Genomic DNA, 25285 nt, shown 5'->3' on the forward strand with positions numbered 1-25285 from the left:
GGGGGGAGAGGGTCAGGGTGAGGGGGGGACCCGCCTGATCGAGGGAGCAAACGCCCGGTAAGGCGCGTCAGACACCCACGTCAGGCGCGGGCAACAACTGGACCGCGTTGATCTGCCAGCCCTCGGCCGTCTCGATCATCATGTAGTCCAGATACCAGGCCGCCCCCGCCTGATCGACGACCCGCACCCGCTGCCACAGGTTCCCCGCGATCTCGCGCAACTCGCCCATCTCGACCTGGGCCGGGCGGTAGACCATCGGATAGCCCTGCTTGACCATTGCCCCGAAATTCTCGGGCGTGCCGAAGATGCCCTTGATGTTCGGGCTGGCAAAGGTGAAGGCCCGGGCGAAATCATCGGCCAGAAAGGCGTCGATCTGGCTTTGGATGGTGTTCCGGATCGGCTCTTCCTGGGCGGCAGCGGGCAAGGCCAGGCAGGCGGCCAGCAGAACGGCGTATAGACCATTGCGCATGGGCTAAGTTCCCTTTTCGACGTCCCCGTAAAAATCTACCTAGGCCGTTCGGCCAGAAGTCAAACCAACCCATCAGATTTACAGCTTCAAAGTTTTCTATCTAAACTGATCTGCATCAAGGTCCCGCGCCCGCCTTCCGGCGAAAGTCCGTGGCGCAACACCCCCAACGGAGGCCACCATGCCACGCAAGCTGCCAGTCATCGCCCTTACCTTCCTTCTCTCCACCACCCCGGCCTTTGTCGACCCCGTCCTTGCCGGCCCCGTCACCGACTTCGAATCCGCCTATGGCGAGATGTATGCCGGCTACCGCACCGCCCTTTTCGCCACCAACTCCGGCAATGCCGAAAAGTCCGCCGCCGCTCTGACCGGCCTGCAAAAGCAGTGGGATGCCCTTGTGTCCACCTACGGCCAGACCCCTCCCCCGCAGTATGAGGCCGACCCGCAATGGCCCGAGATGATCGCCGAGGTCTCCAGCCGCCTCGCCAAGGCCAGCGAGGCCGTGGGCAAGGGCGACCTGCCCGAAAGCCACGAGACCCTGGAACATGTCCGCGAGGCGTTCAGCGCGCTTCACGCCCGCAACGGGATCGAAACCTTTTCCGACCGCATGAACGCCTATCACGCCGAGATGGAGCAGATCCTTGCCCTTGACCTTACGACCCTCGATGCGGCCGCCAACCAGACCGTCCTCGAACATTCCGCCGTGCTGGCCTACCTCGCCCAGGACATTCTGTCGTCTCCCCCGGCCAAGGCTGAGAGCGACGCCGACTATGCCGCTCTCTCCGGGGCGATGCAGGCTTCGGTGGACCAGTTGCTCGCCGCGGCCCGCGCCGGGGATGACGCCGCGATCAAGGCCGCCATCGGTGGGCTGAAAGTCCCCTACTCCAAGTTCTTCCTGAAGTTCGGCTAAGACACTGCGACCCGCACTGCCTTTGGGCGCTGCGGGTCACTCCCCCCGGGGCCGGTACAGCGTTGCCGTGAAGTCCTCGGACACCGCACTTGCCTTGATGTCCATCCAGCCCGCCGCCCGGAACGCCTCGCGCACCAAGGCATCCGGTACCGCCGCGCCCTTGCCCTTGCCATGCACGCACCAGACCCGCAGGCCATGCTGCCGCCCCGCCGCCAAAGCCGCCTCCAGATCCCCCGGCCCGCTCAGCACCGCCACGATCACCGCCGCACCTTCCGGCCCGGGCACCTCAGCCCCGGCCACCGCCACTGCGATCTCTTCCGGCCGCGGCCCCCCGATTACCCAGGCCCGCGCCGCGCTTGAAACCCCCAGCTTCGCCGCCAGCGAGGGCAAGGGCTTCTCCAGCGCCTTGACCCAAGCCGCCGCCTCCTTCGCGCCCAGCGTCAGGACCAGCGGCTCTCCATCCGACCGCAGGCACAGGTCCTCGCCATCCACGCGCCACCCCATCAGGCCCGCGCGCGGCAGCTTCCCCCGCACCTCACCCCGCAGGATGATCCCGTCTCTCTCCAGATAGGCCTTAACCGCGCCGGACTGCCCGCGCCAGACCGCATGCCCTTCCGCCTCACGCCCCATGCCACCCTCCGCCGCAACCTGCCGCGAAGGATAGCACCGGACCGCGGAACCGTCAGCCGACCAGCTCGCCCTTCAGCGCCCGCTCCATCAGCGCCACCGTCTCCTCGACGCCGTAAAGCGCGATGAACCCGCCAAACCGAGGCCCGTCCGACGCGCCCAGCAGCACCTCGTACAGCGCCTTGAACCAGTCGCGCAGCGGCTCGAACCCATGCTCCTTGCCCACCGCAAAGACCATCGACTGCAAGGCCTCGTCGTCCAGCCCGCCATCCCAGACCTTCAGCCGCCCCACCAGATCCTCCATCGCCGCCCGCTCCTTCGCGTCCGGCAGACGGAACACCCGGGTCGGAGCGATCTTGTCCGCGAAATACCTGACCGCGAACCCCGCCGCCGCATCCAGGTCCGGGTTCTTCTCCGGCGAAGCCTCCGGAGCATACCGCCGGATGAATTTCCACAGCCCCGCCGCATCCTTCGCCGCCGCCACCGACGCCAGGTTCAGCAACATCCCGAAGCTGACCACCATCTTCGACTCCGGCGGCTTCCCCCCATGGATGTGCCACACCGGATTGTTCACCTGCCCCGCCACGTCCTGAGCCGGGTACGCCTTCAACTGCTGGTGATACTCGTCCACCGCCCGCGGGATCACGTCGAAATGCATCCGCTTCGCCGTCTTCGGCTTCTGGTACATGAAGTACGACAGGCTCTCCGTCGCCGCATAGGTCAGCCACTCGTCGATGGTCAGCCCGTTCCCTTTGGACTTCGAAATCTTCTGCCCCTGGTCATCCAGGAACAGCTCGTACGTCATGTGGTTCGGCTTCCGCCCCCCCAGCACCTCGCAGATCCCGTCGTAGATCGGAGTATTCGTGCTGTGGTCCTTCCCGTACATCTCGAAGTCCACATCCAGCGCCGCCCAGCGCGCGCCAAAGTCCGGCTTCCACTGCAGCTTCACATGCCCGCCCGTCACCGGCAGCGTCCACTCCCGCCCCGCCTCGTCATCGAAGGTGATCGTCGCGTCCTTCGCATTGACCTCCTTCATCGGCACATACAGCACCCGCCCCGTCTCCGGATGGATCGGCAGGAAGCAGCTGTAGGTCTGCTGACGCTCCTCCCGCAAACTCGCCAGCATGATCGCCATGATCCGGTCATACCGCTCCGCGCACAGCCGCAGCGTGTCGTCGAACCGCCCGCTCTTGTAGAACTCGGTGGCCGAGATGAACTCATACTCGAACCCGAACGTATCCAGGAACCGCCGCAGCATCGCGTTGTTGTGGTGCCCGAAACTCTCGAACTCCCCATACGGATCGGGAACCGAGGTCAACGGCTTCTGCATGTGCTGGCGCAACATCTCCTGCTGCGGCACGTTCTCGGGGACCTTCCGCATCCCGTCCACGTCGTCACTGAAACAGATCAGCCGCGTCGGAATGTCGCTGATGATCTCGAACGCCCGCCGGATCATCGTCGTCCGCGCCACTTCCCCGAACGTGCCAATGTGAGGCAACCCAGACGGCCCATAGCCCGTCTCGAACAGCACATACCCCTTCTTCGGCGGCGCCTTCTCGTACCGTTTCAGGACCGCGCGGGCCTCTTCAAAGGGCCAGGCCTTCGAATTCATCGCCGCATCGCGCAACGCACTCATCGTCATCTCTCCTGAAACGGGGCCAACCCCCGACCGCCCGTCCTCTATTGCCCCCCCACGCCAGCGTCAATAATCTGCCAGCCAAACCCGTGTCAGGAGCCGCAAATGCCCGAATCCGCCATGTCCCCCCAAGACGCGCTTGTGGCCGTCATGGTCGCCTGCTCCGCCTCGGACGAGAACATGCGCACCGCCGAGCTGGTGGCGATCACCCGCATGGTCAACCACATGCCCGCCTTCGCCACCTACGACCCCGACCGCATCCAGCGCGTCACCCGCACGGTGTTCGACCTGTTCGAGGAGGAAGACGGCCTCGCCGCCCTCTTCGGCCTGATCCGCGAGGCATTGCCCGAGCGCCTCTACGAGACCGCCTATGCGCTGGCCTGCGACGTGGTCACCGCGGACGGGAGGCACTCCCAGGTCGAGCTCCGCATGCTGGAAGAGGTCCGCGAGGAGCTGAAGATCGACCGCCTCCACGCCGCCGCCATCGAGTGGGGCGCGCGGGTGCGGCATATGGGGGTGTGAGGTTATCTTCGGTAGACGCTTCGCTGTTCAGGTCAAGTTCTTGGCGATTGCCGCAACCAACTCTCCCGAGTGCGACTCGTCCATAACGACAGGTTCCATGGGGCTGGACCTGAGAAACTCAACCATCTTTTTGTAGTGAGGCACCAACCGGCTTTCGGATGGTCGACCAGTAACAAAGTACGGACGGACCTTTCCCTCACAGCCAGAGATGCTTTGCAGACGACCGGCCCACCTCGCAGCTTTGTCCAGCATACGATCCTCGTCCGCCGAATCGAAACTAAGCGGCTGGATCACATGCCATACTCCGTTTTCGATAGCGTGGTCGAAGGAAATTTCCGCGAACTGGGACTTCACAACGTGAGGTCTAACCCTCTGATACAGCTCTGCAATCTCAAGTTTTTTCTTGACCGTTTCGAACACCATTTCATCGGTACGGGCTTCGCGACCTGTAGCTTGATCGTACCGACCCACAAAGCGGGCGTAGACTTTTTCCAGCGCCTCCTCTGGATCGTCGGCTAACCCCGTTCCAGACACACCCCATGAAAGGCTACTGTCGTCCGGAACTAGCACTTTTCGTCCAATGTCCGCAGCCGCTCCGGAAGGTACCAAGAAGCCAGACTTGGTGGCCAGCCGCTCGAACCGCCGTCCAAGTGCTTTAACGGCATCACGAAGTGCTCCAAACTCAAGGTCCGGATACGCGCTCGCGATACGACCCTGCCCCGTTCTCGACTTGAACTTGAGGAAGCGCTTTGCCTCGCAAGACAGCAAAACACCTATGTTAAGCGCCTCGCCGACCCAAACGTCGTGGCGGTACTGCAACACGGCATAGGAGTAGACCTGCTTACTCATCTTTCAAAGTTTTGTTCTACGTTGGCGACGATAGCGTCGATTTTCTTCACAGCTTCGTTCAGATAGGAAACAATCCGCGAAGCTGCAGACTGGTTCCAACACGGGGGCACATCTGCGGCGATAAGGTCGAAAACGTCGTTAGGCAAGTGTTTCCAGCGGTCCGCCGCAGCCACAAAATCTACCCGATTCTTGGGGCGCAATTTTGACCAGAGTGGATGAGCCTCGAACTCCCCTGCATGGTTCTGCACTCCACCGAGCATCCACGGGACTGTATGATAGTCACGTTCGGCGTCAGTTCCAGTGGCCGCTATGAACGCTTCTCCGTGATCGATCATCAGGAAGCGGTCACCCTTAACTAGGATGTTGGGGTTCGGAACACAGCGATCCCAGTTCTGGATGATGGTGTCAAACAGATAGATCTCTGCCGACAGTTGGACGTTGTCACGCGAGATCGACATGGAGTCGCTCCACTCAATCCAGCCCGGGCCGCCGCTCAGCGATCCGAACAGAATTTCCGGACCTGCCTGAAGACGTGTCCTGAGATGGACGTCTGGCTCGCCAGCCACAACCTCTGGCGTAAGCTGTATCTGCAAAGGCAGTGCACAGGGCAAGCCGAGTTGCTGAGCCAAACGTCCTGCGAACCACTCACGCTCCAAGAGGTAAGGGAACGGCTTATCACCTAGATGCGGTGCCTTTAGGTAAGCTTCGAACTCAGTGCCATCAGGCGCTTCGGCGACGACCCTTACAGGTCTGGTTCGACCGTAGTCAGGTCGCGATGCGATACCGGATAGATGACAGATCAAGCTAAAGCCTGCCCACTAAGATAAGTCGCTCAATTACAATGACTTCTTCCCAGCATCATTTGCAAGTGCAACCGTTGCGCGAGGTCGTGTGAAAGGCGCCCGCAAGCTGCGGCGGGCATATAGCACTTCCATTAACCACCCCCTTAACAAACCCTTACCGTCCACACCCATTCCCCAGCAAAATCAACCGCTTACCCCCATCCGTCCACCGTGGACACCCCACCGGAGTCCCTTGCGGCCCCCGCCCCCAAGAAACCCCCTTCCCTTCCCCGATTTCCCCCGTATAGTCGCCCCCCATGATCAGGGGCTATCATATCCACTCCCTCGGGGCGACCGCTCGCCCCCTCTTGCCCCGTGGTCTCCTCCTTCTTAGCCGCCTCTGAGCGTGCCCCCGGGCGCGACCGCTCAGAGGTGACCAGCGCCCCCCAGCACCGCAGCTAAGAGAAGGACCCCGACATGACTCAGGATAAGGTCGTCATCTTCGACACCACCCTCCGCGACGGCGAACAAAGCCCCGGCGCGACCATGACCCACGAGGAAAAGCTGGAGATCGCCTCCCTCCTCGACGAGATGGGCGTCGACATCATCGAGGCCGGCTTCCCCATCGCCTCCGAAGGCGACTTCGCCGCCGTGACCGAGATCGCGAAGCGGAGCCGGAACTCCACCATCTGCGGCCTCGCCCGCGCGAATTTCAAGGACATCGACCGCTGCTGGGAGGCCGTCAAACACGCCCGCTCCCCGCGCATCCACACCTTCATCGGCACCTCCCCCCTCCACCGCGCGATCCCGAACCTGGACATGGACCAGATGGCCGAGAGGATCCATGAAACCGTGACCCACGCGAGGAACCTCTGCGACAACGTCCAGTGGTCCCCGATGGACGCGACCCGGACGGAGAACGACTACCTCTGCCGCGTGGTGGAAATCGCGATCAAGGCCGGGGCGACGACGATCAACATCCCCGACACTGTCGGCTACACCTACCCGATGGAGTCCGCGAAGATCATCCACATGCTCCTGGAACGCGTGCCGGGAGCCGACACGATCATCTTCGCCACCCACTGCCACAACGACCTCGGCATGGCGACCGCCAACGCCCTCGCCGCCGTGGAAGCCGGGGCAAGACAGATCGAATGCACGATCAACGGCCTCGGCGAACGGGCGGGGAACACGGCGCTGGAAGAGGTCGTGATGGCGATGCGGGTCAGGAACGACATCCTGCCGTTCCAGACCGGGATCGACACCACCAAGATCATGAACCTCTCCCGCCGCGTCAGCCAGGTCTCGGGCTTCCCGGTCCAGTTCAACAAGGCCATCGTCGGCAAGAACGCCTTCCTGCATGAGTCCGGCATCCATCAGGACGGCGTCCTGAAGAACGTCCAGACCTTCGAGATCATGCGGCCCGAGGATATTGGGCTGACCCAGAAGAACATCGCGATGGGCAAGCATTCCGGCCGCGCCGCCCTGCGGGCCAAGCTGAAGGAGCTGGGCTTCGACTTGGCCGATAACCAGCTGAACGACGTCTTCGTCCGGTTCAAGGCTCTGGCCGACCGGAAGAAGGAGGTCTACGACGACGACCTGATCGCGCTGGTAAGCGATGAGCAGACCAACGACGCCTACGAATACCTGCAGCTCAAGAAGCTGCGGGTGGTCTGCGGGACCGAAGGGCCGCAAGAGGCGGACATGATCCTGACCATCGACGGCAAGGACCATCACATCGACGCCACGGGCGACGGCCCGGTGGATGCGGCGTTCAACTGCGTGAAGATGCTCTTCCCCCACAAGGCGCGGCTGGAGGTCTACCAGGTCCATGCGGTGACCGAGGGGACCGATGCGCAGGCGACGGTCAGCGTCCGGCTGCAGGAAGACGGGCGGATCGTGACGGGGTCCTCGGCCGATACCGACACGATCGTCGCCTCGACCCGGGCCTATATCAACGCGCTGAACCGACTGATTGTCCGGCGGCAGAAGACCGCCCCGGGCGAGGATGTGAAGACCGTCTCCTACCACGGCGAGTGACGGAAAGGCCCGAAATGTCCACGGTGGACATTTCGGGCAACCTTCTGTTATGTAACATCTATTCTGCGGACGTTAACCTTCTGGAAAGGTCTGCCCACGGCCCATCTCCCGCACATAGTCAACGAAAGCCCGCAGGGGTGGCGCGGGGTTGCGGCGGCTGGGGAAATACAGGTAGGCCCCCGGAAAAGCTGGAGTCCAGTCGGCAAGCAGTTGCACCAGCCGACCGGCAGAAATGAGGTCCCGCACCTCATCCTCGAAGAAAAACCCGATCCCGACGCCCGCAACCGTGGCGGCCACACGCAGATCCGTGTCGCGTGAGATGAGCGGACCGTTCACGGCAATCCGCAGTGCTTCGCCCTCCTTCTCGAACTCCCAGCGGTAGGGCGTCCCGGTGGAAGGCGTCAGCGTGACCATGCAGGCGTGGTCGGCAAGGTCACGCGGATGCAGCGGCTCCGGATGGCGCGCCAGATAGTCTGGGGCGGCGACGCAGATCATCCGCAGATCGCCGCCGAAGGGCACGGCAATCATGTCGCCTTCCAGCCGTTCGGCCAGCCGGATGCCTGCGTCGAACCCCAAAGCCACGATGTCGACCAGCGCGTCGTTCGAGGCGACCTCCAGCCGCACCCGGGGGTAGCGCGCCAGAAATCCCGGCACCAGACGCGCCAGATGCGGCATCGCGACCCGGACCACGTCCAGCCGCAAACGCCCTGACACTTCACCTGCCGCGGCGAATGCGGTGTCCACCACGCCGTCCAGATCGTCCAGCACCGGCAGGAGCCGCTCTGCCAGCGCCTGCCCGGCCGCAGTGGGCGCGACTGACCGCGTCGTCCGGTTCAGAAGTCGTTGGCCCAGCCGATCCTCCAGCGCGCGGATGGTCTGGCTGAGAGCCGAGGGCGAAACCCCCAGATGCGCCGCCGCGCGGGTAAAGCTGCCGTGCCGGACGACGGCGGCAAAGGCCCGCAGTTCCGCATAGTCGCCGCCGCGCATTCCTTAGCCCCACTTCAAAGCTTATTCCGATACTGTCGGATTATCGCATAAATCGTCCTGTGGCAGAAGGGGGCATCAAGAACAGGAGACAGGATCATGTGGAAACTTATCAAGAGATGGTGGGAAGCCGAAGGTGCGCTGGTCGGGCTGCAGGGTGTAAGCGACCGGATGCTTGAGGATATGGGGCTGGAACGGGAAGGCCTTCGCGCGCGGGTGCTGGGCGAGGCCCCGGACCGGCCGGCCGGGACCACCCCGTCCTGCGCCTGCCAGCCGACCCGCAGGCTTGCAGGCGTCTGAGGCGGGCTGACCTGCACGCTGCCCAGCGGGGTCAGGGAATGGCCGCGATGGTCAGGAAGGCGAAGAAGATCACCAGATGGATGCCGCCCTGCAGGATGGTGGTTCGACCTGTGGCCAGCGTCAGCGTCGCCATGAACAGCGACAGGACCAGAAGGACCATATGTTCCGCCTCAAGCCCAAGGACAAGCGTCTGTCCCAGGGCCAAGGAGATCAGGGCCACGGCGGGTATCGTCAGGCAGAGGCTCGCCAGTGCCGACCCGAGGGCCAGGTTGATGCTGGTCTGCAAGCGGTTGGCCCGCGCCGCGCGCAGGGAGGCGACCGCCTCGGGCATCAGCACGATCAGCGCGATGACGACGCCGATCAGTTCCGCAGGCAGGCCTGACCGCGCAATCGCCGCCTCGACGGGATGCGACAGAAGCTCGGCCAGAAGAACGACCGACAGCAAGGACAAGGGCAGCAGGCCGAGCGCGATCAGAAAGTCGCGCCGGTCGGGCGGCGGGCCATGGTCATCCGCCTCGGCCTCCTCCTTGAAGTCGTCCTTGTGCCGGATCGTCTGGACAAACAGGAACAACCCGTACAGCGCCAGTGACATGACGGCGACAAAGACCAGCTGGGCTGGTGCGTAGACCGGCCCCGGCACCGTTGTCGTATAGTTCGGCAGGACCAGGCAGAGCACCGCCAGCGTCCCGAGGACCCCCAGCGCGGCGCTGGCGCTGCGGGCCTGGAAGCTTTGCTCGTGGAACCGGATCCCGCCGGTCAGAAGGCAGAGCCCGACAATGCCGTTCAGGACGATCATGATCGCCGCAAAGACGGTGTCGCGGGCGATGCTGCTGTCGGCTTCGGGCGTGGACAAGAGCATCGAGATGATCAGCGACACCTCGATCACGGTCACTGCCAGCGCCAGGATGATGGACCCGAATGGCTGGCCGATCCGGTGGGCCACCGTCTCGGCGTGGTGGACGGCGGCGAACACTGCCGCGAAGAGGATCGGAACGGCAATCACAAGCACAAGGAGCGGCAGACTGCCATGCAGGACGGACATTCCGATCACGCTGATGCCAGTCGCAACAAGCGGAAGGATCCACGACCAGGCCGGTGTGCCCGTAGCTAGGGACATGCGCTGCCTTTCCCGTTGGTCAGAGCCAATGGCTGCAGGCCTGTCCGGCCATGCGATCAGGACGATAACATCCCGAGGGACGGCGTCCAGCGCAACGCGCAACGGGCATTGTCCCGGCGGGTCCGCTTGCGCGCGGCTAAAGTGGGCCGAAACGCGCGGTGATCGCCGCCGCATGTGCCGACAGCGCCGGAGCCTTGGCCCAGTCGGCCAGAAGGTCGGCCCAGTGCAGCGCGACAAAACTGACGTCGTCGCCCTTTACCGCGCTTGCAAAGTCGGCGATCTCGGCTGCATGCCGCGCGATTGCGTCGGGAGACATCGGCTTGCCGCTGGCCCAGATCGCCGGGGACGCGTGCAGATAGACCAGCACAGCCCCCAGGCCGCGCTTCACGCTTTGGGTACGCAGCGCATAGGCGTGCTTCACCAGTTGCACCGCATCAAGGCAGCGATAGGCCTGCCGCCCTTCGATCAGCGCCAGCCGCATCGCGGTGTAGCGCGCCATGCCCTTGCCCCAGTCGCGGCTGTCGAAGGCTTCGGAAAATCTGGTGGCCTTGCCCGGACGGAACGGCTCATAACGCTTGGACTCTACCCCGACCAGCGTCGTCGCTGTGGTGATCGCCGCGTCGAGCCAGGGATGCCGACCGCCCGACCATGGAAAGCGCAGCTCGGCCTCGATGTCGACGGTCTGCGGCTGGCCCATCGGGACACCCGGCAAGGGTGGCAGGCTGCTCGGGCGGTCCAGAAACCAGCCGAAGGCATTCACCGCCAGCGCTGAAGAAGACTCGGGCGAGCCGAACTTGCCCGAGGCGACCTCGTTGCCCGGGGACCGCGCGAGAGCGGCCAGCACTGCCGCTGCCGAAACGCCGGGGAGGAACTCGGGCGCGGTCATCCCTTCATCTCTTGCAGCGTGTTGCCGCCATCCACCACCAGCATCGCGCCAGTAACGTAGGACGCTTCCTCCGAGGCCAGGAACAGGGCACAGGCGGCCACCTCGTCCGGTGTCCCTGGACGGCCTGCGGGGGTGCGTTGTCCTGCGCGGATCTCGTCCTCGGACGAGCTTTCGGTCTGGATCCAGCCGGGCAGCACCGCGTTGCAGGTCACCCCGCTGCCGCCGTATTCCAGCGCGATCGACCGGGTCATGCCGGTGATCGCCGCCTTGGCCGTGGCATAGGCAGACGATCCGTCGATGGTCACCACCGGCCCGGTGACCGAAGAGATGTTGACGATCCGCCCATAGCCCCGCGCGGCCATTCCGGGCAGGGCCGCGCGGCATGAGTGGAAGGTGGTGTTGATGTTCAGCGCCATGTGATGCGCCCAGGCGGCGTCAGTCCAGCCGGCCAGGCGCGCGCGGTCGACCTCCTTGCCCGACTGGGTCATGCCGGCGTTATTCACCAGGATCTCGACCGGTCCCAGGGCATCCTCGACCGCGCGGAACAGGCCTGCCACCTGGTCGGGATCGGTCAGATCGGCGACATGGGAAAAGCAGCCGAGCTGGGTGGCGCGCGCATGGATGCGGTCGGTCGTGGCCGTCACCGCGACCTTCGCCCCACCCGCGACCAGTCCCCGGGCGATGGCGAAACCGATTCCCCCGGGGCTTCCCGCCCCTGTCACCAGCGCAACCCTCCCTGCCACTTTGGTCATGGTTTCCCCCCGCCTTGGATCTCATCACCGCAAGGATATCGCAAAACTGCAATTCAGCACTGAAGAAAGGCAGAAAACTGCAAGAGAAATGTCGGATTTCTGCCAGCACGCGGAATTGAGCCAGCATCGGGTAGCAGGGCTTCCGCTTCCCCCCGCCCTGCCCCTATAAGAGGCAGCCCCGTCGGACCCCCGAGTCGGGGCCAAGATCGTTGCTTGCCCCAGAGACCACCAAAGGACCTCTCATGTCGCTTTTCCCAAGCCTGTTTTCCTCGGACATGGCCATCGACCTCGGGACCGCGAACACGCTGGTCTACATCCGTGGCAAGGGGATCGTGCTGAACGAGCCTTCGGTGGTGGCCTATCACAACAAGGACGGCAAGAAGGTCGTCCTCGCGGTGGGCGAGGATGCCAAGCTGATGCTGGGCCGGACGCCGGGAACCATCGAGGCGATCCGCCCGATGCGCGACGGGGTGATCGCCGACTTCGAGGCGGCGGAAGAGATGATCAAGCATTTCATCCGCAAGGTGCACAAGCGGTCGACCATCTCGAAACCCAAGATCATCGTCTGCGTGCCCCACGGCGCGACGCCGGTGGAAAAGCGCGCCATCCGCCAGTCGGTGCTGTCGGCGGGCGCCAAGCGCGCCGGGCTGATCGCCGAACCCATCGCGGCGGCCATCGGGGCGGGTATGCCGATCACGGAACCCACGGGCAACATGGTCGTCGACATCGGCGGCGGGACCACGGAAGTGGCGGTCCTCAGCTTGGGTGACATCGTCTATGCGCGGTCGGTCCGCGTCGGTGGTGACCGGATGGATGAGGCGATCGTCTCCTACCTGCGCCGCCACCAGAACCTACTGATCGGGGAATCGACGGCGGAACGCATCAAGACCTCCATCGGCACGGCGCGGATGCCGGATGACGGGCGCGGGTCCTCGATGACCATCCGGGGCCGCGACCTTCTGAACGGCGTGCCGAAGGAAACCGAGATCAATCAGGCCCAGGTGGCCGAGGCGCTGGCCGAACCCGTGCAGCAGATCTGCGATGCGGTGATGCAGGCGCTGGAAGCCACCCCGCCGGACCTGGCGGCCGACATCGTCGACCGGGGCGTGATGCTGACCGGCGGCGGGGCGCTCTTGGGGGAACTCGACCTGTCCCTGCGCGAACAGACCGGGCTGTCGATCAGCGTGGCCAACGAGTCACTGAATTGTGTTGCCCTGGGGACCGGGAAAGCGCTGGAATACGAGAAGCAGCTTCGGCATGTGATCGACTACGACACCTAAGCCATCCCGCTTGAAAAAGGCCTGACCAATTGGCCAAGAACCGCACCGCACCCGAGGAATACTCGCGGCCCCTGCGCAGGCTTCTGGTCTGGCTGGCCGTGCTGGTGCTGTTGGCCTTTTTCCTGTTGTGGCGGATCGACAGCCCGCGGGTCGAACGCTTTCGCGCGGCGCTGATCGACGCGGTGGTGCCGAACCTCGATTGGGCGATGGCGCCGGTGACGGCGGTCGCCGGGATGATCGACGACTTCCAAAGCTATACCCGCATCTACGAACAGAACCAGGAACTGAAGCGAGAGCTGCAGCAGATGAAGGCCTGGAAAGAGGCCGCGCTGCAGCTGGAGCAAAAGAACGCGCGGCTTCTGGACCTGAACAAGGTGCGGCTGGACCCGAAGCTGACCCATGTGACCGGCGTGGTGATGGCGGATAGCGGGTCGCCCTTCCGGCAGTCGGTGCTGCTGAATGTGGGCGAGCGCGACGGCATCCGTGACGGCTGGGCGACGATGGACGGGATCGGGCTGGTGGGCCGGATTTCCGGGGTTGGCCCGCGCACGTCGCGGGTGATCCTGGTCACCGATTCCAACAGCCGGATTCCGGTGACGATCCAGCCCTCGGGGCAAAAGGCGCTTTTGTCCGGCGACAACTCGCCCCTGCCGCCGCTGGAATTTGTCGAGGATACCGACGAAGTGCGTCCGGGCGACCGGGTCGTGACCTCGGGCGACGGCGCGGTGTTCCCGGCGGGGCTGCTGGTCGGTCAGGTGGCGCTTGGCACCGACAAGCGGCTGCGGGTGGTGCTGGCGGCGGATTATCAGCGGCTGGAATTCCTGCGCGTCCTGCGCAGCCATGAGCTGGAGCCGATCACCGACCCTGGCAGCCTGGTGGCGCCCCCTGCCACGCTGCCCTTGCCCGACACCTCGACCGGGGCGGCCGAGGCAGCAGCGGCGGCCCCGCCGACAGCCACGGAAGGTGGCGACGTCGAGGCAGCCGGGTCCGGCGCGGCCGAAAGCCCCGAGCCGGAGGCCGGCGATGGCTGAGTTCTGGCGGCAAGAGCACTGGATCTTCCGCGGCCTGTTCCTGGCCATCGCGCTGATGCTGCTGTTCCTGCGGCTGTTGCCTTTGGGCAATGCGCCGGGGGCACTGCCCGGGCCGGACATCCTTTTGTGCGTGACCCTGGCCTGGATCGTCCGCCGCCCCGACTTTCTGCCGATGCCGCTGATCCTGGTGGTCTTCCTCGGCGAGGACCTGATCCTGATGCGGCCCCCGGGCCTTTGGGCCGCCATCGTGATCCTGACGACCGAATTCCTGCGCGGTCGCATCGCGCTCACGCGAGAGTTAAGTTTCCTGGTCGAGTGGCTCTTGGTCTCGGGCTTGATGCTTGGCATGATCCTTGTCTACCGACTGGTGCTGGGCATCGCCTTCGTGCCGCAGGCCCCCTTCGGCTTTGCCATCGTGCAGGTCCTGTGGTCGATCGCAGTCTATCCGGTGGTCGTGGGCCTGTCGCGGCTGGCCCTTGACCTGAGAAAGCCCGCAACGGGCGAAGTGGACGATTTCGGGAGACGGTTGTGAGACGCACGGCCCGCGACACCGAGGAAAGCAATCGCACGCTGAACCGGCGCACCCTTCTTCTGGGCGGGGCGATGGGGGCGATGATCGCCGTTCTTGGCGTCCGGATGCGCTATCTGCAGGTCGATCAGGCCGACGAGTTCAAGCTTCTGGCCGAGGAGAACCGGATCAACATCCGCCTGATCCCGCCGGAACGCGGGCTGATCCAGGACCGCAACGGCAAGGTCATCGCCGGGAACGAACAGAACTACCGCGTCGTCATCACCCGCGAGGCGGCTGGTGACGTGGATCTGGTGCTGCGGCGGCTGGCCACCATCATCCCGATGACCGCCGAAGAGATGGAGCAGGCCATCGAAGAGGTGAACGCCCTGTCGGCCTTCGTGCCGGTCACCGTGGCCGAGCGCCTGTCCTGGGACGACTTCTCGAAGGTCGCGGTCAACGCCCCGGCCCTGCCCGGCGTCGTGCCCGAGGTCGGCCAGTCCCGCCGCTATCCGCTGGATTTCGACTTTGCCCATGTCGTGGGCTATGTCGGCCCCGTGTCCGACAAGGACCTGGAAGGGGTGGACTCGCCCGATCCGCTGTTGCGCATCCCGAAGTTCCAGATCGGCAAGATCGGGGTCGAGAAGTGGATGGAAGACACCCTGCGGGGCGAGGCCGGAACCAAGCGGATCGAGGTCAACTCGGCCGGGCGTGTCATGCGCGAGCTGGAGCGTCAGGAAGGCAACCCCGGCAACGACATCCGGCTGACCATCGACGCCGACGTGCAGAATTTTGCCCAGGCCCGGCTGGGCCAGGAAAGTGCCGCCGCCGTGGTGATCGACGTGACCAACGGCGACATCATCTGCATCGCCTCGTCGCCGTCCTTTGACCCAAACCTGTTCGTGCGCGGGATCAGCCACGCCGAATACAACCTGCTGACCGAGAACGACCACCGGCCGCTGGCGAACAAGACCGTCTCGGGTGCCTATCCCCCCGGATCGACCTTCAAGATGGTCACGGCGCTGGCAGCACTAGAGGCCGGCGTGATCGACGCGAACCATTCCGTCTACTGCCCCGGATACCTTGAATTCGGCGGCCGGCGGTTCCACTGCCATTCGCGCGGCGGCCACGGCCAGGTCGGCCTGAGCGAAAGCCTGGAGAAAAGCTGCGACGTCTTCTACTACGACGTGGCCCAGAAGGTCGGCATCGACCGGATGGCCGAGATGGGCCGCAAGCTGGGTCTTGGCCACAAGTTCGAAATCCCGATGTCCGCGGTGACCGAGGGCAACATGCCCGACAAGGCCTGGAAGCTGGCCCGGCACAAGCAGGAATGGCGGATCGGCGACACGATCAACGCCTCGATCGGGCAGGGCTATGTGCTGACCTCGCCCCTGCAACTGGCGGTGATGACGGCCCGCATCGCCAGCGGGCGCGCCGTGGCGCCGCGGCTGGTGCGGATGGTCAACGACCAGGAACTGCCGATTCCCGAAGCGCCGCCGCTGGAAGTGTCGCCGGAATACCTGGCCGCAGTGCGGGCCGGGATGAATGCGGTGGTGAACGGAGAGCACGGCACCGCAAAGTCCAGCCGCATCGTCGAGCCGACGATGGTGATGGCGGGCAAGACCGGGACCAGCCAGGTGCGCAACATCTCGGCGGCAGAACGCGCGGCCGGGGTGATCTCGAACGACGACCTGCCCTGGAACCGCCGCGACCATGCGCTGTTCGTGGGCTATGCGCCGTTCGACGCGCCGCGCTATGCGATTTCGGTCGTGGTGGAACATGGCGGGGGCGGCTCGACCGCAGCCGCGCCCATCGCGCGGGATATCATCCTGCGGGCGATGTCCGGCGGGCTGCCGTCGCTGGAGGCCTATCCTTCCAGCCAGCGCGGCCGGATCGAGACGATGCTGAAGGAACTTCCCCTGCGCGACCCCGTCACCGGGCAGCCGCCCGTGCAGACCGAAACGTAAGGGGGACGCATGAGTTTCCTGGAATACCGCGTCAAGTTTGCGCCGACGGGCATCCGCAAGATCCTGTACCTGAACTGGCCGCTGGTGGTGCTTGTCACCGCCGTCGCCTCGGTCGGCTTCCTGATGCTCTATTCGATCGCGGGCGGGAACCTCGACCTCTGGGCGCGACCGCAGATGGAACGGTTCGGCGTCGGCATGGTGCTGATGTTCATCGTGGCGATGATCCCGATCTGGTTCTGGCGGTCGATGTCGGGCGTGGCCTATATCGTCGCCTTCCTGCTGCTGCTGCTGGTGGAATTCTTCGGCGCGGTCGGGATGGGGGCGCAGCGCTGGATCGACCTTGGCTTCATCCGGCTGCAACCCTCCGAGATGATGAAGTTCACGCTCGTGATGCTGCTGGCGGTCTATTACGACTGGCTGGACCCCAAGCTGGTCTCGCGGCCGCTTTATGTGCTGTTGCCGGTCCTGATGATTGTTGCGCCAACGATCCTCGTCCTGATGCAGCCGAACCTCGGCACCTCGCTGATGCTGATCCTGGCGGGCGCCACCGTGATGTTCGCCGCTGGCGTGTCGCTGTGGTATTTCGGTGCGGTGATCGCGCTGGGGGTCGCGGCTGTCGTGGGCGTCTTCACCTTGCGCGGCACGCCGTGGCAGTTCCTGCATGACTACCAGTACAAGCGGATCGACACCTTCCTCGACCCGTCCGCCGACCCCCTGGGCGCGGGCTACAACATCATCCAGGCGAAGATCGCGCTGGGGTCCGGCGGGTGGAGCGGCAAAGGCTTCATGCAGGGCACGCAATCGCGGCTGAACTTCCTGCCGGAAAAGCACACCGACTTCATCTTCACCACGCTGGCCGAGGAGTTTGGCTTTGTCGGGGCCTTCTCGCTTCTGGCGCTCTACGCCCTCATCATCGGCTTCTGCCTGGTTGCGGCCTTCCAGAACCGCGACCGGTTCTCGGCGCTTCTCATCATCGGGGTGGCGGCGAACTTCTTCTTCTACATCGCGGTGAACCTGTCAATGGTGATGGGGATGGCCCCGGTCGTGGGCGTTCCCTTGCCGCTTCTCAGCTACGGCGGCTCGGCGATGATGGTGCTCTTGGTGGGCTTTGGCCTTGTGCAAAGCGCCCATGTCCACAGGCCACGCTAGGTGCGACTGTTCAGGCGGCACGGACGCTTTCTTCTCTCTTTCTTTCTAGGGCTCTGCGCGGGCCTGGCGGCATGGACTTTGTCTTTTGCGCCCGTCTTTTCCCTGCTGGCGGGGGCGGATTTTCTGTTTCTGACCTACCTTCTCCTCACCCTCCGCATCGTCGGCCAGACCGGCCCTGACGATCTTCGCCGCCATGCCGAGGACGAGGACGAGGGCGTGGCCCTGATCCTGCTTCTGGCCGGTTTGGCCGTGCTGGTGAGTGTGGCCGCGATCTTTCTGGTGCTGAACGCCGATGAAAGCAGCCTTGGCGCGCGGCTGATGGCCCTGGTCAGCCTGCCGCTTGGCTGGGCCACGGTCCACACGCTGATGGCCTTTCATTATGCCTACCTGCACTACCGGGACAAGGAAGCGGGGACAGGCTTTGCCTTCCCCGGACGGGGCGACCCCGATGCCTGGGATTTCCTTTATGCAAGCTTCACCATCGGCATGACCGCGCAGGTCTCGGACGTCGAGGTGACCACGCGCCCCTTGCGCCGCGCGGTTATGCTGCACGGTGTGGCAAGCTTCTTCTACAACACCGGCATCCTGGCGCTGGCAGTGAATGCCGCCGTGACGGCGGGACTGTAGGCGATCTCTTCGACGGAATCGCACCTTGGCCTTCAAAGGCTCCGATCCGGAATTCTCGAAAACTCCGGGACCCGTCCAACCGCCCGCGCGTCGGAAAACCTTGACAAATCCCTAACGCCCGCGCCCAACCTGTTGAAATCCTTCACCCCTGAAATCCGTCCACCGTGGACAGCCCGGAAAGCCCCCATGCCCCTCATCCTTTTCGCCACCCCTGCTCTCTGGCCGGAATATCGCGACACCCTCCCCGCCGCCCTGAAGGAAGCCGGGATCGACGCCACCCTTGTCACCGAGGCCGACCCGGCCCAGGTCGACTACATCGTCTACGCCCCCGCCTCGCCCCTGCAGGACTTCACCCCCTACACCCGGACGAAGGCCGTCCTGAACCTCTGGGCCGGTGTCGAACGGATCGTAGGCAACCCCACCCTGACCCAGCCCCTGTGCCGGATGGTCGACCCCGGCCTGACCGAGGGGATGGTGGAATGGGTCGTGGGCCACACCCTGCGCCACCACCTGGGGATGGACCGCCACATAGTGAACCCCGGCCACGTCTGGGACCCGACCTGCCCACCCTTGGCCCGCGAACGCCCGGTCACGATCCTTGGGATGGGCGCGCTGGGTTCCGCCTGCGCCGATGCCCTCCGCGCCCTCAACTTCCCTGTCACCGGCTGGAGCCGCAGCGAGAAACCCGGCCAACTGCATGGCGAACACGGGCTGCGCAAAGCGCTGTCCACCGCACAGATCCTGGTGACCCTGCTGCCCAAGACGCCGGAGACCGAGAACCTGCTGAACGCCGACCGCCTCGCCCTCCTCCCCCGCGGGGCCGTCATCCTGAACCCCGGCCGGGGCGCCCTGATCGACGACGACGCCCTCCTCGCGGCCCTTGACGCGGGCCGGATCGGCCACGCGACGCTGGATGTCTTCCGCGTCGAACCCCTGCCGCAGGATCACCGCTTCTGGTCGCACCCGAAGATCACCGTCACCCCCCACATCGCCGCCGACACCCGTGCGCTGACCTCGTCCCGCGTGATCGCCGAAAACATCCGGCGGGGCGAGGCCGGGGAGCCCTTTCTCTACCTAGTCGACCGGGCGCGGGGCTACTGACCGCCGCTCCTCGCTTGCTTCGGTCGCTCTTCGCTGACCTCGCGAGAAGCGACCGACGGAAGCGAAGAGCCGCCCCGGGCGCAACAGGTCGCGAACGGGACAGCTGGAACCCGCGCTCCATGCCAGCACTTCTGCAAACGAGGTGCGGAAATGCGATACGGGCAGGGCGTGGCACTGGTTCTGGCGGCGGGGGCGCTCTGGTCGCTGATGGGCCTGATGCTGCGCCAGATCGAGGATGCGACGGTCTGGCAGATCCTGTTCTGGCGGTCCGTCGGCGTGGTGCCGGTCCTTTTTGCCTTCACCATCTGGACTTCGGGCGGCAGGCCCTTCCAGTCGATCCGCCGGATCGGCATCGCCGGGACCGTGGGCGCGTTCGGCCTGGTCTTCGCCTTTGCGGGCGCGATCTACGCGATCCAGTCGACCACCGTCGCCAATGCTGTCTTCCTGTTCACCGCCTCGCCCTTCGTGGCGGCGGTCCTGGGCTGGATCTTGCTGGGGGAACGGGTCGGGGGCTGGACCTGGGCAGCCATCGGCCTTGCGGTCTTCGGCATGTACCTGATGGTCCGCGAGGGCCTTGAGCTTGGAGCGCTGCACGGCAACCTCGCGGCGCTTCTGTCGGCGGCGGGGTTCGGCGCCTTCTCGGTCGCGCTGCGCTGGGGCAAGGTCGGGGACATGCTGCCGGTGTCGATGCTGGGCGCGGTGTTCTCGGTCATCGTGGCGGGGGCCGTGTTGACCCTGCAGGGCCAGCCGATCCGCGTCTCGACCTGGGACATGGGGGTGGCGGTCGTGATGGGGATGGGCATCCTGGCCCTTGGCATGGTCGCCTACACTCTGGGCTCAAAGGTCATCCCGGCGGCGCAGCTGACGCTTCTGTCGCTGATCGAGGTCCTGCTGGCGCCGATCTGGGTGTTTGTCCTGCTGGGCGAGACGGCGAGTGCCGCCACGTTTATCGGCGGCGGGGTGCTTCTGGCCGCCGTGGCGCTGAACGCGGTGATGGGCGCGCGGGGGCCACGCGCGCAGGGGGTTGCGGAAACGCCCTGACCTGTGAATGATTGATCAAATTCGCGGGCCACGATGCAGCGCGAGTCCCGGGGAGAGTGATCAGATGCGGTCCGAGCCGCAAGATACCGAGGGCGGCCCCTGCTGGCCGCGCAAGCCTGAATTCGGTGGTGCGTCGGGGTTTGTCCCCTTCGTCCCCGGGGCCGAGGCCCCCTCCCCAGAAACCGACATTCAGGAAAGAGGCGCGACATGCCTGGTAATCTGACCCTAGACGACTTGAAGAAGGCCGTGAAATCCGGCGAAATCGACACCGTGATCGCGGCCGGCATCGACATGCAGGGCCGCCTGATGGGCAAGCGCTTCCACGCGCAGTTCTTCGTGGACGGCGGCTGGGAGGAAACCCACTGCTGCAACTACCTTCTCACCGTGGACATGGAGATGAACACGGTGCAGGGCTACAAGTCCTCGTCCTGGGAGACGGGTTATGGCGACTACACGCTGAAGCCCGACCTCAAGACGCTGCGCCGCCTGCCCTGGCTGCCTGGGACTGCCCTTGTGCTGGGCGACACCCAGGACCACGCCACCCATGCCGACGTGCCCCACGCGCCTCGGTCGATCCTGAAGCGGCAGGTCGAACGTGCCCGAGCGATGGGGTTTGAACCCATGATGGCGACCGAACTGGAGTTCTATCTGTTCGAGAACTCCTACGAGAACCTCCGCGACGGGGGGCTGAACGCGCTCCGCACCGTGGGCGGCTACAACGAGGACTACCACATCTTCCAGACGACGAAGGAAGAGGACGTCATGCGCGCCGTGCGGAACGGGCTGTATGGCGCGGGCATCCCGGTGGAGAATTCGAAGGGCGAGGCCGAGGCGGGGCAGGAGGAGATCAACTACCGCTATTCGGACGCTCTGGATACGGCCGACAACCACGTGATCATCAAGAACGCGATCAAGGAAATCGCCTGGTCCAAGGGCAAGTCGGTGACCTTCATGGCGAAATACGACCACCGCCGGGCAGGGTCGTCCAGCCACATCCACCAGAGCCTCTGGTCGAAGGACGGCAAGGCCAGCTTTGCCGACAAGGCTGACAGCCACGGCATGTCCGACCTGATGAAGCACTACCTGGCGGGCCAGCTGCACCACGCCCGCGACATCACCGCCTTCCTCGCTCCGTATGTGAACAGCTACAAGCGCTTCACCATCGGCATGTTCGCCCCCACCAAGGCCGTGTGGAGCGCGGACAACCGGACCGCAGGCTTCCGCGTCTGCGGCGTCCATACCAAGGCCGTGCGGGTGGAATGCCGCATTCCGGGGTCCGACGTGAACCCCTATCTTGCCTGCGCGGCGCTGCTGGCCGCGGGTCTTGACGGGATCGAGAAGAAGATGGCGCTGGAACCCGAAATGCGGGGCGACATGTATTCGGCCAAGGGCATCCGCGAGATCCCGCACACCCTGCGCGAGGCGGCGGACTTGCTGAACAAGTCGACGATGCTGCGGCAGGCCTTCGGCGACGACGTGATCGACCACTATCACCACGCCGCCCAGTGGGAGATTTCCGAGACCGATCGCGTCGTCACGGATTTCGAACGCGAGCGTCTGCTGGAACGCGCCTGAGCCCGCGGGAGGAGATCATGACGGAAGACAAGTGGGCAGGCGGGTGTCAGTGCGGGGCGGTGCGGTACGAGTTCACCGTTCCCCCGGACAACGCCTGCCTGTGCCATTGTCGCATGTGCCAGAAGCAGGTGGCAGGCCCCTTTGCCGCCTGGGCTGGCTCGCATCGCGACTTCTTCCGGGTCACGCGTGGCGCCATCGCGCATTTCCAAAGCTCGGCAGATGCCCTACGTGGCTTCTGCCGCGACTGCGGGACGCCCCTGACCTATGAGGCGTTGTCACGGCCAAGGGTCGATGTCACCATCGGTTCGCTTGACCGCCATGCCGAGATCCGGCCCGAGCATAACGTCGGCACCGAAGCGATGGAGCCTTGGCTGGCCGAGATAACGCATCTGCCCTCGACCCAGACAGGTGAGGGCGATAATGGCGTCGGCGACACTGTCGAGCGGTTCGACCTGATCCGCCAAAGCAACCTTCAGCATCCGGACCACGACACTGCGGTCTGGCCGCCAACCTGACACGTGGGCCGGGGCGACCCTGGCCCGAAAGACAATCGTTGGGAAAATCCCGACAGACGAGGACTGACATGAAACCTATCCAACTGATTTCTCCCGTCGATGGCCGGGTCTATGCCGAGCGGATGCCGCTGTCGGCTGACGCCGCCGATGCCGTCGTAGCCCGCGCGAAGGCCGCTCAGAAGCCCTGGGCCGCGCGTCCGCTGGAAGAGCGGATCGCCCTGGTCAAGGCCGGGGTCGCGAAGCTGAACACCATGTCCGAGGTGGTGGTCGAGGAAATCGCCTGGCAGATGGGCCGCCCGACCCGCTACGGTGGCGAGTTCGGCGGGGTGAATGCCCGCACCGACTACATGGCCTCGATCGCCGCCAAGACCCTCGCGCCCGAAATGATCGAGGACAGCGACAAGTTCCGCCGCTACCTCGCGCGAGAACCGGTGGGCGTCGTCTTCATCATCGCGCCGTGGAACTATCCGTACCTCACCACGATCAACACCCTCGTCCCTGCGCTGATCGCCGGTAACACGGTGGTGCTGAAGCACGCCTCGCAGACCCTCTTGGTGGGCGAACGGCTGGCCGAGGCCTTCCATGCCGCCGGAGTTCCGCAGGACGTGTTCCAGAACGTCGTCCTTGACCACGCCACGACCGAAGCCCTGATCGCCAAACGCAGCTTCGGTTTCGTGAACTTCACAGGCTCGGTCGGCGGCGGGCAGGCCATCGAACGCGCAGCCGCGGGGACCTTCACGGCCCTGGGGCTGGAGCTTGGCGGGAAGGACCCGGGCTATGTGCGTGAGGATGCGAACCTGGACCTCGCGGTCGATGTCCTGATGGACGGCGCGATGTACAACGCGGGTCAGTGCTGCTGCGGCATCGAGCGCATTTACGTTCACGAAAAGCTCTTCGACAGCTTCGTCGAGAAGTCCGTGGCCTGGGTCGGCCAGCTGAAGCTTGGCAACCCCTTCGACGCCTCGACCACCCTCGGGCCCATGGCGCACAAGCGGTTCGCCCAGACGGTGCGCGACCAGACGGCGGAGGCCATCGCCAAGGGTGCGAAGCCGCTTCTCGACCCGAAGAAGTTCGCCGATGACGGGGGTGCCTACCTCGCGCCCCAAATCCTCATCAACGTCGACCATTCGATGCGGGTGATGAAGGAAGAATCCTTCGGTCCCGTCGTCGGTATCATGCCGGTGAAGAACGACGCCGAGGCGATCCGCTTGATGAACGACTCGCCCTACGGCCTGACCGCGAGCATCTGGACCGAAGACTACGACACCGCCGCCGCCATTGGCGCGCAGGTCGAAACCGGGACCGTTTTCATGAACCGGGCCGACTACCTTGACCCCGCCCTGACCTGGACCGGTGTCAAGGACACCGGGCGCGGGACGTCGCTTTCCTATCTCGGGTTCCATTCGGTGACCCGGCCGAAATCCTATCACCTCAAGAAAGTCTAACGTCATGACCCACAACGTTCCCAACCGGAACTGGTCCTACCCCACCGCGATCAAGTTCGGCGTCGGCCGGATCGCGGAACTGGCCGATCACGCCAAGTCCATCGGCCTGACGAAGCCGCTCCTTGTGACCGACAAGGCGCTGGCCAGCCTGCCGATCACCAAAGGCGCGCTGGACGTGCTGGAGGCCGGTGGCCTTGGCCGCGCGGTCTTCTCGGACGTGGACCCGAACCCGAACGAAATCAACATGGCCGCCGGGATCGAGGTCTACCTTGGCGGAGGCCACGACGGGGTGATCTGCTTCGGCGGTGGCTCGGCTTTGGACCTGGGCAAGATGATCGCCCTGATGGCGCATCAGCCGAAGAAGCTGAAAGTCTGGCAGCTGGAGGATATCGACGACTGGTATACTCGCGCCGATGCCTCGAAGATCGCCCCGATCATCGCGGTGCCGACGACCGCCGGGACGGGGTCAGAAGTGGGCCGGGCGGGGGTGCTGACGAACAGCGAGACCCACAAGAAGAAGATCATCTTCCACCCCAAGCTGATGCCCGCCGTCACGATCTGTGACCCGGCGCTGACCACCGGGATGCCGAAGTTCATCACCGCAGGCACCGGCATGGACGCGCTGGCGCATTGCCTGGAGGCGTTCTCCAGCCCCTTCTACCACCCGATGTCGCAAGGCATCGCGCTGGAAGGGATGCGGCTGGTGTTCGAGAACCTGCCCAAGGTCTACGCCGACCCGAACGACCTCGACGCCCGCGCGCATATGATGTCGGCAGCGGCGATGGGGGCGGTGGCGTTCCAGAAGGGGCTTGGGGCCATCCATGCCCTCAGCCACCCGATCGGCGCGGTCTACAACACGCACCACGGCACCACGAACGCCGTGGTCATGCCGATGGTGCTGGACTTCAACCGCAAGGCGGTGAAGGACCGGCTGGCCTCGGCGGCGGCCTATTGCGGGATCAAGGGCGGCTACAAGGGGTTCTACCAGCGCATCCTTGACCTGCGGACGACGCTGAACATCCCGGAAAACCTGACCAAGCTGGGCGTCAAGGACCCCGACCTCGACATGCTGACCAAGATGGCGCTGGAGGACCCGTCCTGCGGCGGCAACCCGGTCAAGATGACCAAGAAGAACACGCGCGCGCTGTTCGAGGCCTGTCTGTAAGGTGGGCAGG

Annotated in this window: 25 protein-coding genes; 16 read left to right on the plus strand and 9 right to left on the minus strand. The window is 64.9% G+C overall.

Going from position 1 to position 25285, the window contains the following annotated elements:
* Nucleotides 1–67 precede the first annotated feature (67 nt).
* Nucleotides 68–469, minus strand: a complete 402-nt coding sequence (locus E8M84_RS12150; protein WP_137111445.1) for a DUF4864 domain-containing protein — start codon at nucleotides 467–469, stop codon at nucleotides 68–70.
* Between the two features lie 178 nt (nucleotides 470–647).
* On the opposite strand from E8M84_RS12150, the gene E8M84_RS12155 reads away from it, so the two are divergent.
* Nucleotides 648–1376 carry a hypothetical protein gene (locus tag E8M84_RS12155; RefSeq protein ID WP_137111446.1) on the plus strand — a complete coding sequence of 243 codons (729 nt, stop codon included), beginning with the start codon at nucleotides 648–650 and terminating at the stop codon, nucleotides 1374–1376.
* Nucleotides 1377–1412: 36 nt separating this feature from the next.
* On the opposite strand, the gene E8M84_RS12160 is transcribed toward E8M84_RS12155, so the two are convergent.
* Complete coding sequence (locus E8M84_RS12160; protein WP_137111447.1) at nucleotides 1413–2006, minus strand: hypothetical protein; 594 nt, start codon at nucleotides 2004–2006, stop codon at nucleotides 1413–1415.
* A 52-nt stretch (nucleotides 2007–2058) separates the two neighbouring features.
* A complete protein-coding gene (locus E8M84_RS12165; protein WP_137111448.1) occupies nucleotides 2059–3639 on the minus strand; it encodes a lysine--tRNA ligase in 1581 nt (526 codons plus the stop codon).
* A 105-nt stretch (nucleotides 3640–3744) separates the two neighbouring features.
* Here E8M84_RS12165 and E8M84_RS12170 point away from each other — a divergent pair, with 105 nt between their 5' ends.
* On the plus strand, nucleotides 3745–4161 hold the full coding sequence (locus E8M84_RS12170; protein WP_137111449.1) for a tellurite resistance TerB family protein: 417 nt from the start codon (nucleotides 3745–3747) through the stop codon (nucleotides 4159–4161).
* A gap of 27 nt (nucleotides 4162–4188) precedes the next feature.
* Here the strand turns inward: E8M84_RS12170 and E8M84_RS12175 are convergent, their stop codons facing one another.
* Together E8M84_RS12175 and E8M84_RS21880 are read right to left on the minus strand one after the other, a co-directional pair.
* Complete coding sequence (locus E8M84_RS12175) at nucleotides 4189–5010, minus strand: DUF3037 domain-containing protein (RefSeq protein WP_137111450.1); 822 nt, start codon at nucleotides 5008–5010, stop codon at nucleotides 4189–4191.
* On the minus strand, nucleotides 5007–5813 hold the full coding sequence (locus E8M84_RS21880; RefSeq protein WP_346763692.1) for a HipA family kinase: 807 nt from the start codon (nucleotides 5811–5813) through the stop codon (nucleotides 5007–5009). Before E8M84_RS21880 ends, E8M84_RS12175 begins: the two co-directional genes overlap by 4 nt.
* Nucleotides 5814–6269: 456 nt before the next feature.
* Between E8M84_RS21880 and E8M84_RS12185 the strand changes: the two genes are divergently transcribed.
* Complete coding sequence (locus E8M84_RS12185; protein WP_137111452.1) at nucleotides 6270–7832, plus strand: 2-isopropylmalate synthase; 1563 nt, start codon at nucleotides 6270–6272, stop codon at nucleotides 7830–7832.
* A gap of 72 nt (nucleotides 7833–7904) precedes the next feature.
* On the opposite strand, the gene E8M84_RS12190 is transcribed toward E8M84_RS12185, so the two are convergent.
* On the minus strand, nucleotides 7905–8819 hold the full coding sequence (locus E8M84_RS12190) for a LysR family transcriptional regulator (RefSeq protein ID WP_137111453.1): 915 nt from the start codon (nucleotides 8817–8819) through the stop codon (nucleotides 7905–7907).
* Between the two features lie 96 nt (nucleotides 8820–8915).
* Here E8M84_RS12190 and E8M84_RS12195 point away from each other — a divergent pair, with 96 nt between their 5' ends.
* Nucleotides 8916–9116 carry a hypothetical protein gene (locus E8M84_RS12195; protein WP_137111454.1) on the plus strand — a complete coding sequence of 67 codons (201 nt, stop codon included), beginning with the start codon at nucleotides 8916–8918 and terminating at the stop codon, nucleotides 9114–9116.
* Nucleotides 9117–9147: 31 nt separating this feature from the next.
* On the opposite strand, the gene E8M84_RS12200 is transcribed toward E8M84_RS12195, so the two are convergent.
* The 3 genes from E8M84_RS12200 to E8M84_RS12210 form a co-directional block, all read right to left on the minus strand.
* Nucleotides 9148–10233 carry a calcium:proton antiporter gene (locus E8M84_RS12200; protein WP_137111455.1) on the minus strand — a complete coding sequence of 362 codons (1086 nt, stop codon included), beginning with the start codon at nucleotides 10231–10233 and terminating at the stop codon, nucleotides 9148–9150.
* Between the two features lie 136 nt (nucleotides 10234–10369).
* Nucleotides 10370–11119 (minus strand): PGN_0703 family putative restriction endonuclease, encoded by a 750-nt coding sequence (locus E8M84_RS12205; protein WP_137111456.1) that lies wholly within the window; start codon nucleotides 11117–11119, stop codon nucleotides 10370–10372.
* Nucleotides 11116–11871, minus strand: coding sequence for an SDR family NAD(P)-dependent oxidoreductase (locus tag E8M84_RS12210; RefSeq protein ID WP_137111457.1), 756 nt, complete (start codon nucleotides 11869–11871; stop codon nucleotides 11116–11118). Before E8M84_RS12210 ends, E8M84_RS12205 begins: the two co-directional genes overlap by 4 nt.
* 242 nt (nucleotides 11872–12113) lie before the next feature.
* Here E8M84_RS12210 and E8M84_RS12215 point away from each other — a divergent pair, with 242 nt between their 5' ends.
* The 12 genes from E8M84_RS12215 to E8M84_RS12270 all read left to right on the plus strand — a co-directional run bounded on the left by E8M84_RS12215 (nucleotide 12114) and on the right by E8M84_RS12270 (nucleotide 25275).
* The gene (locus E8M84_RS12215) at nucleotides 12114–13151 is read left to right on the plus strand and encodes a rod shape-determining protein (protein WP_128515005.1); all 1038 of its coding nucleotides are present in this window, start codon (nucleotides 12114–12116) and stop codon (nucleotides 13149–13151) included.
* 29 nt (nucleotides 13152–13180) lie between these two features.
* The gene (mreC, locus tag E8M84_RS12220; RefSeq protein ID WP_137111458.1) at nucleotides 13181–14182 is read left to right on the plus strand and encodes a rod shape-determining protein MreC; all 1002 of its coding nucleotides are present in this window, start codon (nucleotides 13181–13183) and stop codon (nucleotides 14180–14182) included.
* On the plus strand, nucleotides 14175–14714 hold the full coding sequence (locus E8M84_RS12225; RefSeq protein WP_137111459.1) for a rod shape-determining protein MreD: 540 nt from the start codon (nucleotides 14175–14177) through the stop codon (nucleotides 14712–14714). The genes mreC and E8M84_RS12225 overlap by 8 nt, the downstream gene beginning before the upstream one ends.
* The gene (mrdA, locus tag E8M84_RS12230; protein ID WP_137111460.1) at nucleotides 14711–16657 is read left to right on the plus strand and encodes a penicillin-binding protein 2; all 1947 of its coding nucleotides are present in this window, start codon (nucleotides 14711–14713) and stop codon (nucleotides 16655–16657) included. Before E8M84_RS12225 ends, mrdA begins: the two co-directional genes overlap by 4 nt.
* Before the next feature lie 9 nt (nucleotides 16658–16666).
* The gene (rodA, locus tag E8M84_RS12235; RefSeq protein WP_137111461.1) at nucleotides 16667–17806 is read left to right on the plus strand and encodes a rod shape-determining protein RodA; all 1140 of its coding nucleotides are present in this window, start codon (nucleotides 16667–16669) and stop codon (nucleotides 17804–17806) included.
* A 78-nt stretch (nucleotides 17807–17884) separates the two neighbouring features.
* Nucleotides 17885–18433 (plus strand): DUF1345 domain-containing protein, encoded by a 549-nt coding sequence (locus E8M84_RS12240; RefSeq protein WP_240790365.1) that lies wholly within the window; start codon nucleotides 17885–17887, stop codon nucleotides 18431–18433.
* A 186-nt stretch (nucleotides 18434–18619) separates the two neighbouring features.
* Nucleotides 18620–19534 (plus strand): glyoxylate/hydroxypyruvate reductase A, encoded by a 915-nt coding sequence (locus E8M84_RS12245; RefSeq protein ID WP_137111463.1) that lies wholly within the window; start codon nucleotides 18620–18622, stop codon nucleotides 19532–19534.
* A gap of 150 nt (nucleotides 19535–19684) precedes the next feature.
* Nucleotides 19685–20575 (plus strand): DMT family transporter, encoded by an 891-nt coding sequence (locus E8M84_RS12250; RefSeq protein WP_137111464.1) that lies wholly within the window; start codon nucleotides 19685–19687, stop codon nucleotides 20573–20575.
* Nucleotides 20576–20782: 207 nt separating this feature from the next.
* A complete protein-coding gene (locus E8M84_RS12255; RefSeq protein WP_137111465.1) occupies nucleotides 20783–22150 on the plus strand; it encodes a glutamine synthetase family protein in 1368 nt (455 codons plus the stop codon).
* A gap of 17 nt (nucleotides 22151–22167) precedes the next feature.
* Nucleotides 22168–22665, plus strand: a complete 498-nt coding sequence (locus tag E8M84_RS12260; RefSeq protein ID WP_137111466.1) for a GFA family protein — start codon at nucleotides 22168–22170, stop codon at nucleotides 22663–22665.
* Nucleotides 22666–22733: 68 nt separating this feature from the next.
* A complete protein-coding gene (locus tag E8M84_RS12265) occupies nucleotides 22734–24110 on the plus strand; it encodes an aldehyde dehydrogenase family protein (protein WP_137111467.1) in 1377 nt (458 codons plus the stop codon).
* 4 nt (nucleotides 24111–24114) lie between these two features.
* Nucleotides 24115–25275 (plus strand): iron-containing alcohol dehydrogenase, encoded by a 1161-nt coding sequence (locus tag E8M84_RS12270; protein WP_137111468.1) that lies wholly within the window; start codon nucleotides 24115–24117, stop codon nucleotides 25273–25275.
* Nucleotides 25276–25285: the final 10 nt, after the last annotated feature.

Source organism: Rhodobacter sp. SY28-1, from assembly GCF_005222785.1.
GTDB lineage: Bacteria > Pseudomonadota > Alphaproteobacteria > Rhodobacterales > Rhodobacteraceae > Tabrizicola.